The sequence below is a fragment of the Lentzea sp. NPDC102401 genome (assembly GCF_044765805.1).
Lineage (GTDB): Bacteria > Actinomycetota > Actinomycetes > Mycobacteriales > Pseudonocardiaceae > Lentzea > Lentzea sokolovensis.
This window is the reverse complement of the sequence record NZ_JBIWKS010000002.1, coordinates 628,280-643,249: the sequence shown is the minus strand read 5'-3', so window position 1 is coordinate 643,249 and position 14,970 is coordinate 628,280. Positions and strand designations below refer to the sequence as shown.

Below are 14,970 nucleotides of genomic sequence, written 5' to 3'. Positions count from 1 at the left end.
AACATTCGGATTGCGCGTGTGGACGAGTGGAGTGTGCGGTGGATCTTCAGCACTGGCTCAACGAGGCGTTGGCCAACCACGAGAAGTGGACGGCCGACTACGGCACCTTCACACCCCACTCGTCCCTGCAGGTCGACCCGGCGCTCTTCGGTTCGGCGCTCGCCGAGCTGCAGGACCGGCTGCGCGACAACTACCCGTTCTTCCACCCGCGCTACGCGGGCCAGATGCTCAAGCCGCCGCATCCCGCGGCCGTCGTGGGCTACCTGTCGGCGATGCTGATCAACCCGAACAACCACGCCCTCGACGGCGGTCCCGCGACCGCCGCGATGGAACGCGAGGTCGTCTCGGACCTGGCGACGATGTTCGGCTACGGCGACCAGCACCTCGGCCACCTGACCTCCAGCGGCACGATCGCGAACCTCGAAGCGCTCTTCGTGGCCCGTTCGCTGCATCCGACCCGTGGCGTCGCGTACTCCTCCGAGGCGCACTACACCCACTCACGGATGTGCGGCGTGCTCGGCATCGAGGGTTTCCCTGTCGCCGTGGACGGCCTGGGCCGCATGGATCTGGACGCGCTCGAAGACCTCTTGAAGACCGGCAAGGTCGGAACCGTCGTCGTCACCCCGGGAACTACCGCTTTGGGTGCCATCGAACCGGTGCATCTTGTACTGGACGTCGCACGCCGATACGACGCACGGGTGCATGTGGACGGTGCGTACGGCGGCTTCTTCACGTTGCTCGCGGGCACCGATCTCGCGCCTGAGCCGTGGGAGGCCATCGGCTCGTGCGACTCCGTGGTGGTGGACCCGCACAAGCACGGTCTACAGCCCTACGGCTGCGGCGCGGTCCTGTTCCGCGACCCGTCCGTGGGCCACTTCTACCTGCACGACTCCCCCTACACGTACTTCACGTCCGACGAGATGCACCTGGGCGAGATCAGCCTGGAGTGCTCCCGCGCGGGCGCCGCGGCGGCCGGGCTCTGGCTGACGCTGCGGCTGCTGCCGTTGACGCGCGACGGTCTGGGCGAGGTGCTGGCGGCCGGACGGCGGGCGGCCGTGCGGTGGGCGTCGATCATCCGCGAGTCGGACTCCCTGGAGCTCTACCAGGAGCCCGAACTCGACATCGTCACGTACTTCCCGCGGACCGACCCGCTGACCCTGTCCGCGGTGGACGCCGCCTCCCACCGCGTGATGGAGACGGGCATGAACGCGGCCGTCGACCCGATCTTCCTGAGCGTGGCACGGGCCTCGAAGACCGCGTTCGCCGCCCGGCATCCCGAGGTGGAGGCCGATGTGGACGGTGCGCGGGTGCTGCGCAGCGTGCTGATGAAGCCGGAGTCCGAGGACTACCTCGACACCCTGCACGCGCGGGTGCTGAGCCTGCTCTGAGCGCTGGTCAGGGGCCTGCCCTCTGACCGGTCAGACCCCGATTCAACGCCGAATTGGGCGACTCACCCCCGGTGAGTCGCCCAAGGGCGTCGAGTCAGCCGTGCTTGGCGCGCCGACCGGATCGGCGCGGCGGCAACGGCGTGTCTCCGCGCAGGTCGAGCCGGCGCTGCTCGCCGTTGGCCTCGAGGTGCGTCACCATGCGGCGCAGCATCTCGGCCAGCGACTGGGCCTCCGACGACTCCAGCGAACCGCTGACGAAGACCTCCTCCTCGTTGAACTTGGGGAAGAGGTCGGCCATCAGTTCTTCACCCTCAGGGGTGAGTCGCAGGACCGCCAGACGCCCGTCGGTCGGGTGGCCCAGGCGCTCCAGCAGGCCCCGTGACTGCAGCGTCTTGGCGACGCCCGTCAGGGTGCCCTTGGAGATGCCCGCCTCCTCGGCGACGTAGCGCGTCTCCATCTCGCCCCAGATCCACACGACCCAGAGCACGACGAAGCCGGTCCAGGTCAGATCGCTGGTGCGCAGCACCGAGTTCTCGAGGTGCTGGCGAATCGCGGTCGCGGCGCGGTGGATGTTCGACACCGCCGCCATCTGCTCGCGATGCAGCGGCACCGCACCGAGCTTGGCCTGGACGGCCTTCTCGGTCTCGGCAATCGTGTGGTGACCAGACAACTGAAAGTCTCCCGTGCTCGAGCTCAGGTGTTCCCGGCACAATACTTGCGGTTCCGAACTATGTCTGTGATGTGGTGCGAGTCGGTCCGCAACCACTTTGATCACGATCCCACATCGTGCATGATCTCGTGACGGTCGCCACCCGTCCAGTTACGGACTGTTGCCCCGTGGTGGACGATGAGTGTGGAGCACCGAACGGGGACCAATGGCGGTCTTTGCTCCACGGACGGGTCGATAGCGTTTGCCCCTCAACGTTATCCCCTCCGCGTCAGCGACACACTGTGCCGGAAAGGTAGTTCGACGTGGTCGGTGAACAGGTGACTCGGGAACTCGCGGCAAGACTCGGCGAGGACGGGATCGACGTGGTGCGCGTCGTCTTCCCCGACCTGCTCGGCACCGACCGGGGCCGTGACGTCCTCGTAGAGCACCTACCTGCGGTTATTCAGCGCGGACTGTCGTTCTGCCGGGCCGTGTACAGCACCACTCCCGGCGGCAAGACGACCGAGACCGGCGGTGTGCTCGACGCCGGGCTGCCCGACGTGATCGTGGTCCCCGACCTCGACACGCTGCTCCCGATCCCGTGGGAGCCGGGCGTCGCGTGGTGCATCGGCGACGCGGTGAGCCCGTCCGACGAAAGGCCCGTCGACGAATCTCCCAGACAGGTGCTGCGCAGAGCGCTGGAGGTGTTCGAGACCACCGGGCTGTCCCCGGTGATCGGGCCCGAGCTGGAATATTTTCTCTGCGAACCGGACGAAGATCGCCCGAACGGGTGGCGGCCGTACTGCGACGAGCCTGGAAACGTCTACGCGACCGGCCGCAGGGGCGATTCGGACGGTCATCTGCTGAGAACTCTGCGCACCCTGAGTTCGGCAGGCCTGCAGACGACCGGCGGCAACCACGAATACGCCGGGGGCCAGTTCGAGATCAACCTCGTCCATTCGCCCGCCATGGACGCGGCCGATCGCGCGTTCCGCTTCAAAACGAGCGTGAAGGAGCTGGCCAGGCGCGAGGGCCGGCTGGCGACGTTCATGGCCAAGCCGTTCAACGACGGCGGCGGCAGCGGGTTCCACCTGCACCTGTCGTGCCACGAGAAGGACGGCCGCAACGCGTTCCAGGCGCCGGGGAACTCCAGCGGCCTGTCGGACGAGGCGCGGTGGGCCATCGGCGGGATTCTGAAGCACGCCCCGGCGCTGGCCGCGCTGCTCAACCCCACGGTCAACTCCTACAAGCGCTTCGGCCCGGACTCGCTCGCGCCGTGGCTGATCGACTGGGGTCTCGACAACCGCAGCTCGATGCTCCGGGTGCCCGCCGAGCGCGGCGAGACCACCCGGCTCGAACTGCGGCTCGGTGACGCGAGCGCGAACCCCTACCTCGGCATCGCCGGCCTCGTCGCGGCCACCTACCTGGGCATTCGCGAGCGGATCGAGCCGCCGCGGCCGTCCGCCGGGTACGGCTACGACCCGTCGAAGGCCCCGACGCTGCCCGCCACGCTGCCCGACGCCCTCGCCTATCTGGAGGAGGACACGGCGATGGTCGAGGTGCTGGGCAAGGACTTCGTGCGGTCCTATGTGGACTTCAAGTGGGAGGAGGTGGCCCGGTTCCAGCGGTTCGTGACCGACTGGGAGTTCACCGAATACGCGTACCACCTATAGTTCACCTGCGATGACTGCACTTACGGACCGGCTCACCTCGATCGCCGACGAAGACGAACTGTTCGACGCCTTCTCCCACTGGGCGACCGAGCGCGGCCTCGCGCTGTACCCGGCGCAGGAGGAAGCGGTCATCGAGCTCGTCTCGGGGGCCAACGTCATCCTCAGCACCCCCACGGGGTCGGGGAAGAGCCTGGTGGCGATCGGCGCCCACCTGGTCGCGATGGCGGCCAACCAGCGCAGCTTCTACACCGCGCCGATCAAGGCCCTGGTCTCGGAGAAGTTCTTCGCGCTGTGCGAGGTGTTCGGCCCGGAGAACGTCGGCATGATGACCGGCGACGCCAGCGTCAACGACCAGGCGCCCATCATCTGCTGCACCGCGGAGATCCTCGCGAACATCGCCCTGCGCGACGGCCACACGGCCGACGTCGGCCAGGTCGTGATGGACGAGTTCCACTTCTACAGCGAGCCCGACCGCGGCTGGGCCTGGCAGGTGCCGATCGTCGAGCTGCCGCAGGCCCAGTTCCTGCTGATGTCGGCGACCCTGGGCGACGTCTCGTTCTTCGAGAAGGACCTGACCCGGCGCACCGGCAGGCCGACGGCGGTGGTCCGTTCGGCGCAGCGCCCGGTGCCGTTGAACTTCCAGTACGTCTCCACGCCGTTGCACGAGACGATCGAGGACCTGCTGCACGGCCGTGAGGCGCCGATCTACGTCGTGCACTTCACCCAGGCCGCGGCTCTGGAACGCGCGCAGTCGCTGATGAGCGTCAACGTCGCCACGAAGCCGGAGAAGGAGCAGATCGCCGCCACGATCGGCAACTTCCGGTTCTCGGCCGGGTTCGGCAAGACGCTGTCGCGGCTGGTCCGGCACGGCATCGGCGTGCACCACGCCGGCATGCTGCCGAAGTACCGCCGCCTGGTCGAGCAGCTCGCGCAGGCCGGCCTGCTGAAGGTCATCTGCGGCACGGACACCCTCGGCGTCGGCATCAACGTCCCGATCCGCACGGTCGTGTTCACCGCGTTGTCGAAGTACGACGGCACGCGCACCCGCATCCTCAAGGCCCGTGAGTTCCACCAGATCGCCGGACGGGCGGGCCGCGCCGGCTTCGACACCATCGGCACGGTCGTGGTGCAGGCGCCCGAGCACGAGGTCGAGAACATCAAGGCGCTGGCCAAGGCCGGTGACGACCCGAAGAAGCGCCGCAAGATCGTCCGCAAGAAGGCTCCCGACGGGTTCGTGTCGTGGAGCGAGGCGACGTTCGAACGGCTCGTCGGCGCCGAACCGGAGCCGCTCACGTCGTCGTTCCAGGTCTCGCACGCGATGCTGCTGAACGTGATCGGCCGCCCCCTCGGCGGCGCGTTCCAGGCCATGCGGCACCTCCTGGAGGACAACCACGAGGACCGCCCGAAGCAGCTCAAGCACATCCGCCGCGCGCTGTCGATGTACAAGGCGCTGGTCGCGGCCGGTGTCGTCGAACGCCACGGCGACGACTTCCAGCTCACGGTCGACCTGCAGTTCAACTTCGCGCTGAACCAGCCGCTGTCGCCGTTCGCGCTGGCGGCCATCGAACTGCTCGACCGCGAGGCGCCAGGCTACGAGCTGGACGTGCTGTCGGTGATCGAGTCCATTTTGGACAACCCGCGACAGATCCTGGGCGCGCAGGAGCACAAGGCGCGGGGCGAGGCGATCGGCGCGATGAAGGCCGACGGCATCGAGTACGACCAGCGCATGGAGATGCTGGACGAGGTCACGTACCCGAAGCCGCTCGCCGAACTCCTCGACGCCGCGTTCTTCACGTACCGCCGTGGTCACCCGTGGGTCGGCGACTACGATCTGTCCCCCAAGTCCGTCGTGCGGGACATGTACGAGCGCGCGATGACGTTCACGGAGTACGTGGCGTTCTACGGCCTGGCGCGCTCCGAGGGCCTCGTGCTGCGGTACCTGGCCGACGCCTACAAGGCGCTGTCGCAGACGGTGCCGGACGAGGCGAAGACCGAGGAGCTCAACGACCTGATCTCGTGGCTGGGCGAGCTCGTCCGCCAGGTCGACTCGTCGCTGATCGACGAGTGGGAGAAGCTCACCAACCCGGACGCTCCGGTGGAGGAGGTCCGTGCCGACCTGCCGCCGGCGGTCACCCGCAACGTCCGCGCGTTCCGCGTGCTGGTCCGCAACGCGCTGTTCCGCCGCGTCGAACTGGCCGCCAAGCGCGACTGGTACTCCCTGGGCGAGCTCGACCACGAGTCGGGCTGGACGGCCAAGGAGTGGATGGACGCGCTGGAGCCGTACTTCGAGGAGCACTCGGACATCGGCGCGGGCCCGAACGCGCGCGGCCCGGCGTTCCTGATCATCAACGTCGAGCGCGAGCGCTGGGTGTGCCGGCAGATCTTCGAGGACCCGGCCGGGGACAAGGACTGGGGCTTCAACGCCGAGGTCGACCTGGCGGCGTCGGACGAGCTGGGCGAGGCGGTCGTGACGATCACGGACGTCGGCCGCCTCTGACTCAGCGGTTGTCGAGGCGCTCCATCAGCAGGCGCGCCTCGTCAGGGCTGATCGGCAGTTCCTCGTAGGTGTTGCCGCCGTTGCTGATGCCCCTGAGCAACGAGCACCGCTCCCACACCCCCTTGCGATAGGCGTACTCCTCGAACGAGTCTCCTTGGACGAGTGCGAACGCGTTCGCGAGGTCGAGTGCGTCCACGACGTCGGAGAAGATCGCGAAGTATCCGGCTCCCTTCCAGTGGAGGCGCTGCCACAGCCTTCGCTGGGCCAGGGCCAGGTGGTAGGCGGCAAGGTCACCCGTCGCGTCCGGTGAGAGCTCCTCGACCCATCGGCCGCGGTGGGCCGCGACCTCGGCCAGCAGCGTCGACGGCCCCCACACCAGCTCGCGCGTGAACGCCTCCTCGTGCTCTCCGTTCGCCCTGACCACCGCGAACGGCAGGTTCGGCCCCTCCACGGACAGCACCTGGAAGCACCGTTGCGCGGGCTTCCCTGCGATGATCGTCTCGGCCTCCTCCTCGCTCACGGGCAGCGCACGGTACGACGAGTAGTCCTCCTTCTCCATCCGCCGCAGCACTCTCGACGGCACCCAGCCGCTGTGCCCGGTGTGGATCTCCTCCCCGCCCGGCCGTGTCCGCCTGAGCACGGAGTGCAGGTTGCGCGGTTCGAACTCGGTCTTCTTCCACAGCGCTGAGTACCGAGGCCAGCCGCGGTGCCGCTGGGTGCGCACGGCGATCTCGATGGCGGCTCTCGCCTCACCGGCGTCCGACTCGTAGGCGACCTCCTCGATCCGCAGATCGGTGCGCCCGAGCAGGTCGGAGGGTTGCCACCGCAGATCGCGGGTGAACGCCTCCTCCGCCGACGCGGTCTTCCTGACCACCGCGAACGGGTGGTCGCGCCGGTCGCGCAGGATGAAGTACTTCATGCGATCCCCCAGATCGGCCGAGCTCGAGCCCAGTCATAGCAGAGCGGCTCACGCCTCCTGACACAAACCGCGCAACCCCTGCGGCAAAAGAGTTAATTCGCCTGTCGAGAACTCTTCCAGCAAGAGCACGCAATGCCATGATTGATGCGACCCAGGACACACCGGCCCGGCCCAGCTCCTCCGGCGCCACCTGGTCTACCAGGGCTGTAGAACCGACATAGTGTCGAGAAACATCGACTAAACGCCGAAACCCGTTCATTTCAGCCGACGGCCATAAGTGGCCGCCAGTTGAGACAAGCGCCAAATGAGACGGATTGCGCAATCGATTGACCGGGTAGTCCCCTTGGGGCAACATCATTGCACTGGACCGCAGAGGTCGAGATATGGTGTTGCCCAGTGGGGAAATGTCTGGCGCAGCACGACTGGAGGAATCCGTGGACCCGGCACTGGACGCCTTGCGCGACCGGCTGGCGGAGATCGTCGCGTCACCGCCGGACAACACCGAGGAACTGGTGGACACGCTGAGCGGTCTCGCCAAGCTCTCGAACCAGTGGTCCGAGGCGATCCAGGCGCTGCGCGCGCCCACCCGCAGACTCGTCGGCCCGGCCGCCGCCGCCTCCGTGAGCGTCGCAGCCCGCCGCGCCGAGGAGTCGTTCATCGAGCTGGAGATCACGCTCGGTGACGCGCTGGCGGCCCAGCCTCGCGCGATCCGGCAGCCCTGACGGGATCTTTCGCACTCCGCTGACGGCCGAGTTCACTGAGGGTTCGCACCTCGTCACCGAGACACACCCGATCGGAGGGTTCCCGCTCCTCCTCTCCCTGGCGGATGATGCGCCCGATCGGGGTTTCAGGGCGGGAGGGGAACTCGTGGTGCACACGGTGCGCAACCGGACCCCCGCGGCGGGTCACCCTCCGTGAGGGGGCATGATCGCGTATCCGACGCCCACGGCTCACCAGGCGCGCGATGACCGAGCGTGGTCTAATCGCCGCCACGTGAGGATCGGCCGTACACAGTTTGGACTCGATCTCGAATGACCTCAGGTCTGCCCTGCCCCATCTGCGAGGGGCCGGATCGACGTGGCAGCCTCGAGCGCTCGCTGCGGGTGCTCGCCGTCGACGACGAGGCGCCCGCGCTGGAAGACCTCACGTACCTGTTGCGCTCCGATCCGCGCATCGCCCACGTGGAAGCGGTCACCGACGCCACCAAGGCGCTGCGGGTGCTGCACCGCGCGATGGACGCCGGGCAGCCGTTGGACGCGGTGTTCCTCGACATCCGCATGCCCGGGCTCGACGGTCTCGACCTCGCCCGTGTGCTGTCGCGGTTCGCGCAGCCGCCGCCTGTGGTGTTCGTGACGGCGCACCAGCAGCCCGCGGTGGAGGCGTTCGAACTCAAGGCGCTCGACTACCTGCTCAAGCCCGTGCGCGCGGAACGGCTCGCGGAGTCCGTGCACCGCATCGTGCACGAGGTCTGGGACTCGAAGACCGCTGCCGAACCCGCCGCCCCGGCGCCCGCGCAGCCCGCGAACTCCACGCCGCCGGAGATGGGTGACGAGGTCATCCCCGTCGAGCTCGGTGGCGTCACCCGGTTCATCCGCCTCGCCGACATCCGGTACGTGGAGGCGCACGGCGACTACGCCCGCCTGCACACCGCGACCGGCAGCGGCCTCGTGCGCGCGGCGTTGAACGGCCTCGAGGAACGCTGGCGCAGCGCCGGGTTCGTCCGCATCCACCGCAGCCACCTGGTGTCGCTCGGCCACATCGACGAGTTGCGGCTGGAGGACGGGCACCTGAGCGTCACGATCGGCGGCGCGGTGTTGCCGGTCAGCCGCCGGCACGCCCGTCACCTGCGGCAACTGCTCGTGCGTCGCGCCCGGCCCACTCCGGTGCCGGGCAGCGCCGGTGTCCTGCAACCGAGGAACGGGCTCGGGTCGTGACGACGCCACCACCCCGGCGGCCGGACCCGAGGCCGACCCAGCGCGTGGTGGTGACGAGCCCGCGCACGCGGGCGCCCCGTGCGCGCCGCCCGTACTCGGGCACGCGCGAGATCAACGAGCAGAGCGAACTCGGCGCCGTCTACATGCGCACGCTGATCCGGGCGCAACGGCGGCTGGGCCTCTCGGTGTGCCTGGTGGCGTGTGGCGCGCTGGGCCTGCTGCCGCTGCTGTTCGCGATCGAGCCGGAGTTCGGCAAGTTCCGGATCCTCGGGCTCGGCCTGCCGTGGTTCCTGCTGTGCGTGGCGACCTGTCCGATGCTGCTGCTGGCCGGCTGGTTCTACGTGCGGCAGGCCGAACGCAGTGAACGCGAGTTCGCGGAGCTGGTCGAACGTCCATGACGAGTGGTTACGCCATCGTGGCGGTGCTGGTCGTCGCACTGGGCACGATCCTGGTCGGCACCTACGGACTGCGCGTCTCCCGCACCACGTCCGACTTCTACGTCGCCTCGCGCACGGTCTCCCCGTGGTGGAACGCCTCCGCGATCGGCGGCGAGTACCTGTCGGCGGCGTCGTTCGTCGGCATCGCCGGGCTGATCTTCGCCTACGGGCCGGACATGCTGTGGTTCCCGGTCGGCTACACCGCCGGCTACCTGGTGCTGCTGACGATGGTCGCCGCTCCCCTGCGGCGGTCCGGCGCCTACACGCTGCCGGACTTCGCCGAGGCCCGCTTCCGTTCCCGCGGCGTGCGCGCGGTCGCGTCGATCCTGGCGCTGGCGATCGGGTGGCTGTACCTGCTGCCGCAGCTGGAAGGCGCGGGCCTGACGCTGAACACGGTGACGGGCGCGCCGGACTGGCTGGGCGCGCTGGTGGTCACGGTGGTCGTGACGGTGAACGTGATGTCCGGCGGGATGCGGTCGATCACGTTCGTGCAGGCGTTCCAGTACTGGCTCAAGCTCACCGCGATCACCGTGCCGATCGTGTTCCTGATCGTCGTCTGGCAGGCGCACGGCGCCGACTCGCTGACCAAGCCCGAGTACCCCACGTTCCGGCAGGACACCGAGGTCACGTTCCAGCGCCAGACCACGATCCACGCCGAGAAGGCCCTGTTCATCAAGGGCACCGGCGAGGTCGACGGCGTGCGCATCGAGAACACCGGCATCGTGCTGACCGAGGGCTACCACCGCATCGGGCAGGGCGCGGAGTTCACGTTCCCGAAGGACGCGCCCGTCCCGCATCTGTCCACAATGGCGCACAACACCAACGAGATGTGGTCGCTGCCGATGTCGAGCGGCCAGGACTTCCCGTTGTACGGGGCCTATTCGCTCATCATCGCGACGTTCCTGGGCACCATGGGCCTGCCGCACGTGATCGTGCGCTTCTACACCAACCCGAACGGCACCGCCGCGCGCCGCACGACGTTGATCGTGCTCGGCCTGCTGTCCGTCTTCTACCTGATGCCACCGATGTACGGCGCGCTCGGCCGGCTCTACACCCCCGAGCTGCTGATGACCGGCCAGACCGACGCCGTGGTGCTCGTGCTGCCGACCCGGATGATCGACGGCATCGGCGGCGAACTGCTCGGCGCCCTGGTGGCGGGCGGCGCCTTCGCGGCGTTCCTCTCCACCTCGTCGGGCCTGGTGGTGTCGCTGGCGGGCGTGCTCTCGCAGGACGTGCTGCGCCTGGGCGGCGTGCGCGGTTTCCGGATCTCCACGGTGCTCGCGGGCCTCGTGCCGCTGGCGATGACGTTCGTGTCGACCGGCATGCCCGTCGCGGACATGGTCGGCCTCGCGTTCGCCGTCGCCGCGTCCTCGTTGTGCCCCTTGCTGATGCTGGGGATCTGGTCGAGTCGCATCACGACGGTCGGCGCCATCGCCGGCATGCTCGCGGGCGGCGTGCCCGCGCTGACCGCGGGTCTGGTCACGATGTTCACCGACACCGGCGACGCCTGGTACGAGATCCTGCTCTCCCGCCCCGCCGCGTGGACGGTCCCGCTCGGCTTCTCGGTCATGTACGTCGTCTCCCTGCTCACCCAGCGGCACGTGCCGGCCGGGGTGCAGCGCACGATGGTCAAGCTCCACGCGCCCGAGAACCTCGGGCTGGACAGCTCGAGCTCGAACTCGGGCGAAGAGCGAAGCTAGGGGTGTGACATGCAGGACTTCCTCACCGCCGCCGCGATCCTGTTCGTGGGCGGAGCGGCCGTGCTCGTCCTGTGGCGGGGCACGCGCAACAAGCAGTCGCTCTCGACCGAGGCCCAGCGCGTCACCTACGAAACCCTGCACACGGCCTGGTCCGCCGCTCCCCCGCTGCGCGCCGGTCTCGTCCCCGACGCGGCGAAGAAGTCCGCCCGGCACCTGCGCACGTTGCTCGACACCCCGGCTCTCGCCCTGACCGACGAGACGGAGGTCGTGGCCTGGGAGGGCGTCTCCGACCACCACGCGGCCGAGGCCATGGCCCAGGCCGAGGACGTGTTCCTGACCGGCCGCACCCAGGCGTTCGACATCGGTTGCACCGAACCGAACTGCCCGATCAACTGCGCGGTCGTGGCCCCGCTGACCGTCGAGGGCCGCGTCGTCGGCACCCTGGCCGCCTACTCCCGTGAAGCCTCGGCCGGCCTCGTGCGCGCGACGAACCAGGTGGCCCGCTGGGCGGCGGGCCAGCTGGAACTCGCCGAACTGGACCGCTCCCGGACCCGGCTGGTCGAGGCGGAGGTGCGGGCCCTGCGCGCGCAGATCTCGCCGCACTTCATCTACAACTCGCTGTCCGCCATCGCCTCCTACGTCCGCACGAACCCGGAGCGCGCCCGGACCCTGCTCCTGGACTTCGCGGACTTCACCCGCTACTCGTTCCGCCGCCACGGCGACTTCACGACCCTGGCCGAGGAGCTGCGGTCGATCGACCAGTACCTGGCCCTGGAACGCGCGCGCTTCGGCGAACGCCTGAAGGTGACGCTGCAGGTGGCGCCCGAGGTGCTGCCGGTGACCGTGCCGTTCCTGTGCCTGCAGCCGCTGGTCGAGAACGCCGTCCGGCACGGCATGGAGGGCAAGGTCGAGCCGGGCCACATCCAGATCTACGCGAACGACGGCGGCGCCGAGGCGCACATCACGATCGAGGACGACGGCATCGGCATGGACCCGGAGAAGCTGCGCCGGACGCTGGCCGGGCAGGTGGACGAGTCGGCCGGCATCGGGCTCGGCAACATCGACGAACGGCTGCGGCGCGTGTACGGGGACGAGTACGGGCTGGTCGTGGAGACCGCCTGCGGGCTGGGCACGAAGATCACCGTGCGGGTGCCGAAGTACCACGCGGGCATCAACGGCATGTGAGCGCATGAAAACGCCGGAGCCACCCTTCCTCAGGGTGACTCCGGCGAAGCTCGAGGGGAGAGATCAGCTGGCGGCCTTCGCGGCCCTGCGGTCCGCCGCGTCCAGCACCGCGCGGATCCAGTCGATCTCGTCGGTCCCGCACGCGCCCTCAGCCGCGGCACGCCGGAGCCGGACCCACAGCCCCAGGTCGGTCCACTCCTGGAACCGCCGGTGCACGGTCGGCACGGTCACGCCGAACGACGCCGGCAGGTGCCGCCAGGCGCATCCGGACGACAGCACGAACACGATCGCGGTGAACACCGAACGGCTGCACACCCGGCCGCGGCCACCGCCCTGACGGCGGACCTTGGCCGGCGGGATGAGCGGCTCGACGACGGCCCAGAGGTTCGCCGAGACGAGACGGGCGGAGAGCTGGTCGATGACGTCACCGCGGCCGGACTCCATGCCGGACTCGGGCCAGGCGGACGTGCGCATCCACGCGTCGGGGCGCTGCGCCACGTCGGCGGGCCGCTGGTCCTGGCGGGCGGACTCGGCGCGCTGACGGGAGCGGAGCAGGGTGGCCAGGGCCGTGTCCTCGGCCGTGGTGCGGCGCTGGGGGACGGCGTAGGCCTGGTGCTGCTGGGCGTGGCGGGCGATCTCGGCGCCCACCGTGCGGCGGAACGACGGGTTGCCCGCGAGGCGGGGGTCGACCGGCTGGCCGTAGCGGGTGGGGACCTGGCTCACCGCCGCCTGACGTGGCGGGATCTGGCCCGCGGGCGCCTGGCGTGGGGGCACCGGGCGTCCTGGCACCTGACGGGGCGGGACCTGTCGCGAGAGTCGCGGGTCCGGGGTGCGAGCGAACTGTGAGTCGGTCATGGGGTCCTCCGCCAGGACTTTTCCGTCAGGTGACAGCGCTCACAGTAGGAAGGAGGCCAGAAAACAGGTAAGTACGTAGGCCATAAAAGGCGGTGAACGGGCGTGCGGCGGCGATACGCGGCTCGCCCTGTTGAGACGAGTGGCGCACTGTCTGCGACGAACGGATAACCGGTCGTGGTACCGCTCTCACGATCGGGTGGCCCACCGGACGGTAATGATCCGGTCGTTGACGCCACAGATACCGTTCGAACTGTGAAGCTCTTGGCCACCAGCGACCTGCACGTCTCCTACCAGGACAACCGCCAGGTCGTGGAGACGATCGCCTCACCGGACGAGACCGACTGGCTGATCATCGCCGGGGACATCGGCGAGAAGTTCGCCGACATCGAGTGGACGCTCGCCACCCTCCGGCCGAAGTTCGCGAAGCTGATCTGGTCGCCGGGCAACCACGAGCTGTGGACCACCAAGGACGACCCCAACCAGGCCCGCGGCGAGATGCGCTACAAGCAGCTCGTGGAGCTGTGCCGCAGCCTCGACGTCGTGACGCCGGAAGACCCGTACGTCACGTTCGACGGCGCCCAGGGCCCGGTCACCGTCTGTCCACTTTTCCTCGGCTACGACTACTCCTTTAGGCCGCACGGCGCCACGGACGTGAAGTCGGCGCTCGCCATCGCGCACGAAGCGGGCGTGGTGTGCACGGACGAGTACTTCCTGCACCCCGACCCGTACCCGTCCCGTGAGGCGTGGTGCCAGGCGCGCGTCGAGGAGACCGAGAAGCGGCTCGCCCAGATCAGCGGCCCGACGGTGCTGATCAACCACTACCCGCTCGTCCGCGACCCCACGTTCGTGCTGCGCTACCCGGAGTTCGCGCTCTGGTGCGGCACGACACTGACCGCCGACTGGCACAAGCGGTTCAACGTGGTCGAGATGGTCTACGGCCACCTGCACATCCCCCGCACGACGCACTACGACGGCGTGCGCTTCGACGAGGTCTCGCTCGGCTACCCGCGCGAGTGGAAACCACGCGGCACCACCCAGGTGAAGCTGCACGACGTGCTCCGGGAGGCATGACCGTGCTGGAGCAGGTTCTCCCCCCGCCCATCGCGGCGGTGGAGCGGTACGACGACGAGCAGCCGGCCGACCTCTTCCCCGAGGAGGAGGCGCTGCTGGGCAACGCCGTGCCCAAGCGCCGGTTCGAGTTCGGCACGGTCCGCGCGTGCGCCCGCGAGGCGATGCGGCAGCTGGGCGTCGAGCCCGCCCCGATCCTGCCGGGCCCGAAGCGCGAGCCGCTGTGGCCGGCGGGGATCGTCGGCAGCCTCACGCACTGCGCCGGGTACCGGGCCGCGGCACTGGCCCGCGCGGGCGACTTCGAGACGATCGGCATCGACGCCGAACCGCACAAGCCCGCGCCGGACGGCGTGCTGGGCGCGATCGCCATCCCGGCCGAGCTGCGCAGGATGCCGGGGCTGAAGGTCGACGACCCGAAGATCTGCTGGGACCGGCTGCTGTTCAGCGCCAAGGAGTCCACCTACAAGGCCTGGTACCCGGTCACGCGGCGGTGGCTCGGGTTCGAGGACGCGGACATCACGCTCAACGCCGACGGCACGTTCCACTCGCGCATCCTGCTGGCCGACACCCCGATCGCCGGGTTCGACGGCCGCTGGCTGGTGCAGGGCGACCTCCTGCTCACCGTGATCGCGGTGCCCGCGCGCGTGTAGGGCGCGTGTAGGGGC

The 14,970-nt window shown here is 69.3% G+C and carries 12 protein-coding genes and 1 pseudogene; 10 read left to right on the top strand and 3 right to left on the bottom strand.

Going from position 1 to position 14,970, the window contains the following annotated elements; all coding sequences use genetic code 11:
* Positions 1-38 precede the first annotated feature (38 nt).
* A complete protein-coding gene (locus ACIRG5_RS08410) occupies positions 39-1,388 on the top strand; it encodes a pyridoxal phosphate-dependent decarboxylase family protein (RefSeq protein WP_402902077.1) in 1,350 nt (449 codons plus the stop codon).
* Between the two features lie 94 nt (positions 1,389-1,482).
* Here the strand turns inward: ACIRG5_RS08410 and ACIRG5_RS08405 are convergent, their stop codons facing one another.
* Positions 1,483-2,058, bottom strand: a complete 576-nt coding sequence (locus ACIRG5_RS08405; protein ID WP_319973287.1) for a MarR family winged helix-turn-helix transcriptional regulator — start codon at positions 2,056-2,058, stop codon at positions 1,483-1,485.
* 302 nt (positions 2,059-2,360) lie between these two features.
* Between ACIRG5_RS08405 and ACIRG5_RS08400 the strand changes: the two genes are divergently transcribed.
* Together ACIRG5_RS08400 and ACIRG5_RS08395 are read left to right on the top strand one after the other, a co-directional pair.
* Positions 2,361-3,710 carry a glutamine synthetase family protein gene (locus ACIRG5_RS08400; protein ID WP_402902074.1) on the top strand — a complete coding sequence of 450 codons (1,350 nt, stop codon included), beginning with the start codon at positions 2,361-2,363 and terminating at the stop codon, positions 3,708-3,710.
* Between the two features lie 10 nt (positions 3,711-3,720).
* Positions 3,721-6,207: a DEAD/DEAH box helicase gene (locus ACIRG5_RS08395; RefSeq protein ID WP_402902071.1), complete on the top strand. Its 2,487-nt coding sequence runs from the start codon at positions 3,721-3,723 to the stop codon at positions 6,205-6,207.
* Between the two features lies 1 nt (position 6,208).
* Here the strand turns inward: ACIRG5_RS08395 and ACIRG5_RS08390 are convergent, their stop codons facing one another.
* Positions 6,209-7,126, bottom strand: coding sequence for a hypothetical protein (locus ACIRG5_RS08390; RefSeq protein ID WP_402902069.1), 918 nt, complete (start codon positions 7,124-7,126; stop codon positions 6,209-6,211).
* A gap of 434 nt (positions 7,127-7,560) precedes the next feature.
* Between ACIRG5_RS08390 and ACIRG5_RS08385 the strand changes: the two genes are divergently transcribed.
* The 5 genes from ACIRG5_RS08385 to ACIRG5_RS08365 all read left to right on the top strand — a co-directional run bounded on the left by ACIRG5_RS08385 (position 7,561) and on the right by ACIRG5_RS08365 (position 12,382).
* A complete protein-coding gene (locus tag ACIRG5_RS08385) occupies positions 7,561-7,848 on the top strand; it encodes a hypothetical protein (protein ID WP_093588124.1) in 288 nt (95 codons plus the stop codon).
* A 309-nt stretch (positions 7,849-8,157) separates the two neighbouring features.
* Positions 8,158-9,060, top strand: coding sequence for a LytTR family DNA-binding domain-containing protein (locus tag ACIRG5_RS08380; RefSeq protein WP_319973291.1), 903 nt, complete (start codon positions 8,158-8,160; stop codon positions 9,058-9,060).
* Entirely contained in the window at positions 9,057-9,458 is a 402-nt protein-coding gene (locus tag ACIRG5_RS08375) for a hypothetical protein (protein ID WP_319973292.1), read from the top strand. The genes ACIRG5_RS08380 and ACIRG5_RS08375 overlap by 4 nt, the downstream gene beginning before the upstream one ends.
* Complete coding sequence (locus ACIRG5_RS08370) at positions 9,455-11,197, top strand: cation acetate symporter (protein WP_402902065.1); 1,743 nt, start codon at positions 9,455-9,457, stop codon at positions 11,195-11,197. Before ACIRG5_RS08375 ends, ACIRG5_RS08370 begins: the two co-directional genes overlap by 4 nt.
* A 9-nt stretch (positions 11,198-11,206) precedes the next feature.
* Positions 11,207-12,382 carry a histidine kinase gene (locus ACIRG5_RS08365; protein ID WP_319973294.1) on the top strand — a complete coding sequence of 392 codons (1,176 nt, stop codon included), beginning with the start codon at positions 11,207-11,209 and terminating at the stop codon, positions 12,380-12,382.
* 66 nt (positions 12,383-12,448) lie between these two features.
* Here ACIRG5_RS08365 and ACIRG5_RS08360 read toward each other — a convergent pair.
* A pseudogene (locus ACIRG5_RS08360) lies at positions 12,449-12,826 on the bottom strand (transposase); the annotation flags it as partial.
* 663 nt (positions 12,827-13,489) lie between these two features.
* Here ACIRG5_RS08360 and ACIRG5_RS08355 point away from each other — a divergent pair.
* On the top strand, positions 13,490-14,308 hold the full coding sequence (locus ACIRG5_RS08355) for a metallophosphoesterase family protein (RefSeq protein ID WP_402902063.1): 819 nt from the start codon (positions 13,490-13,492) through the stop codon (positions 14,306-14,308).
* Positions 14,305-14,955: a 4'-phosphopantetheinyl transferase gene (locus ACIRG5_RS08350; protein WP_402902061.1), complete on the top strand. Its 651-nt coding sequence runs from the start codon at positions 14,305-14,307 to the stop codon at positions 14,953-14,955. Before ACIRG5_RS08355 ends, ACIRG5_RS08350 begins: the two co-directional genes overlap by 4 nt.
* The last annotated feature ends 15 nt before the right edge of the window (positions 14,956-14,970 follow it).